At 51.1% G+C, this 2,736-nt stretch carries 3 protein-coding genes; all 3 read right to left on the reverse strand.

The annotated features are described in order from the left end of the window. A partial coding sequence (locus WBV75_RS12510) for a DUF58 domain-containing protein (protein ID WP_424120924.1) occupies positions 1-418 on the reverse strand: 418 nt, incomplete at its 3' end. 109 nt (positions 419-527) lie between these two features. After that, positions 528-845, reverse strand: a complete 318-nt coding sequence (trxA, locus tag WBV75_RS12515) for a thioredoxin (RefSeq protein WP_424120925.1) — start codon at positions 843-845, stop codon at positions 528-530. Between the two features lie 140 nt (positions 846-985). After that, positions 986-2,736 (reverse strand): DNA polymerase III subunit alpha (gene dnaE, locus WBV75_RS12520; RefSeq protein ID WP_424120926.1); only part of this gene is annotated, 1,751 nt, incomplete at its 5' end.

Consider the following 2,736-nt stretch of genomic DNA (forward strand, 5'->3'; position numbering starts at 1 on the left):
ACTGGTAACTGTCCGAGAAAATGCTCAGGCCCGCAGAGTCCCGTTGTTTTTTAAGCAGCTGCATCAGGGCGCCGGCGGCCAGTACCCCAAACCCGATTTTGTTCAGGTGGTCCAGATCCGGGCGTTCCACAGTGGGGTAGTACATGGAGGAGGAGCTATCCAGGATCAGGTGGCAGCGCAGGTTGGTTTCTTCCTCGTATTTTTTGGTGTAGAGTTTGTCGGTGCGGGCAAAGAGCTTCCAGTCGATGTGTTTGGTGCTCTCCCCTGTATTGTAAATCTTATGCTCGGCAAACTCGGCAGAATACCCGTGAAAGGGGCTTTTATGGATACCGCTGATATACCCTTCCACCACCTGTTTTACCAGCAGGGGCAGGTTTTCAAAAAGGGAGGCTTTATAGAGTTCGGACTGCAGATCCATAAGGTAAGGCTGAGGTCTAGGGGTTAAAGATACGAAACTCCCGGGGCGAGCCGGGTACAAAAAAAGCCCGGCGTTTCGCCGGGCTTTACTTCCAAAATGGAATGGGTCTTTACAGTACCGCGTCTATCGCTTCTGCATATACTTTCTTCGGGCTCACGCCTACCTGGCGGTTGACGATCTCCCCATCTTTGAAGACCAGAACGGTGGGGATGTTGCGGATTCCGAATTTCGCAGCAAACTGTTGGTTCGCATCCACATCTACTTTCCCTACAACGGCTTTTCCGTCGTACTCTGAGCTCAGCTCCTCGATGATCGGGCCTACCATCCGGCAAGGGCCGCACCAGGCTGCCCAGAAGTCAACGACTACCGGTTTATCACTTTTCAATACTACTTCTTCAAAAGTAGCGTCTGTTATTTCTAAAGCCATGATTGTTTTTGTTTTAGATTACGCAAATTTAGTCAATTCTATACCTGTTTCCTTACAGGGCAAAGATACATTTTCGTTATGCCCCCATTGAGCGGGCTTATAGGATCTCCTTTACCCCGAGGGGCTTTCCCGATTCCGGGCTAGTTCAGTTTGAAATGGATTTCCTGCTCGGAGAGCTGGTGCAGCAGCTCCGTACTGATCTGTACTTTCTGCTTGCGACTGCTCAGGTTCACCTTGATTTCGTCCTCCATTTGATAGACGACAAAGTTCAGCGGGTGTTTTCCCTTAAACGACCCCAGGGTATCCTGTAATTGCCGGATCCGTTTCTCGTGCAACTGTTCAATATCGAGCTGGATGGTCAGTTTTTTGGCAAAAGACTCCATGACGTCCTGCAGCATTATACACTGGTTGTATTGCAGCCTGGGGTCTCCCTTTTTACCGGTGTCCCGGTTTGTCCAGCCTTCACGGACAAAGATTTTCAGGTATAAAAAGGCGTTAATGGTTAGAAAGTGCCGGAATTTCAGATATTCCTCCCCGAAAATCCGGAATTCAAAGCTGTCTGAATAATCCTCCAGGGTAAAGGCGGCCCAACCCTTGCCGTTGCGCGAAATCCGGTGTTGCACATCTGTGATGATCCCGGCCACAGACAATTCCCGGTTCATATAAGGTTCCACATTTTGAAAGGCGCTGATTTCCGCATTGCAAAACGATTTGATCTCCGTTTTAAAATCATCCAGCGGATGCCCGGAGATATAGATGCCCACCACTTCTTTCTCCCGCTTCAGGGTCTCGAGCGTACCCCAGGATTCGCAGGGTGGGATTTCCGGCTCCTCAATCTGCACCTCACTCGCCCCCCCGAAAAGGCTTACCTGGGCGGAGTTTTCACTTTCCTGGTATTTAGCGCCAAAGCGGATCACCTTTTCCAGAAAAGTGATGCCGTCATTCCCGGCTGAAAAGTACTGCGCCCTGTGGGCATTCCCCAAAGAGTCAAACCCGCCTGCCAGCACCAGGTTTTCAAAAGCTTTTTTATTCGCCGCCCGCAGGTCAAGGCGTTTGGTCAGGTCGAAAACGGAGTGGTACGCCCCGTCTTTTTTGCGGTTCTCCACGATGGTCTCCACAGCCGAACGTCCCACCCCTTTGATGGCGCCCATGCCAAAGCGGATCTGGTTTTCCTTGTTTACGGCAAACTTGTAGAAAGACTCATTCACATCAGGGCCGAGTACATCCAGCCCCATCCGCCGGCATTCCTCCATAAAGAACGTCACCTGTTTGATGTCGTTCATATTGTTCGAAAGCACCGCCGCCATGTATTCGGCAGGGTAGTGGGCTTTCAGGTAGGCCGTTTGATAGGCAATATAGGCGTAACAGGTAGAATGACTCTTGTTGAAGGCATAGGAGGCGAAGGCTTCCCAGTCTTTCCAGATTTTCTCGAGTACCTCCCTCGGATGTCCCCGCTCTTCGCCCCCATCGAGGAATTGCGGTTTTAATTTTTGAAGCAGGGCAAAGATCTTTTTCCCCATCGCCTTCCGGAGCACGTCTGCCTCACCTTTACTAAAGCCCGCCAGTTTCTGGGACAAGAGCATCACCTGCTCCTGATAGACCGTAATCCCATAAGTATCCTTCAGGTACTCCTCCATTTCGGGCAGGTCATAGGAAATTTCTTCCTCTCCGTGCTTACGGGCAATAAAGCTGGGGATATACTCCATGGGCCCCGGGCGGTAGAGGGCATTCATGGCAATCAGGTCATCAAACACAGAGGGTTTCAGCTCTTTGAGGTACTTCTGCATCCCCGGGGATTCGTACTGGAAAATCCCGATGGTCTCCCCCCTCTGGAAAAGCTCGTAGGTCTCGGCATCATCCAGGGGAAAATCATCCGGGACGAGTTCAATAC

The organism is Robiginitalea sp., assembly GCF_049588695.1.
Classification (GTDB): domain Bacteria; phylum Bacteroidota; class Bacteroidia; order Flavobacteriales; family Flavobacteriaceae; genus Robiginitalea.

Excerpts from the sequence above, each read along its gene's own strand:
- trxA (WP_424120925.1), bottom strand. The coding sequence starts at position 845 with ATGGCTTTAGAAATAACAGACGCTACTTTTGAAGAAGTAGTATTGAAA.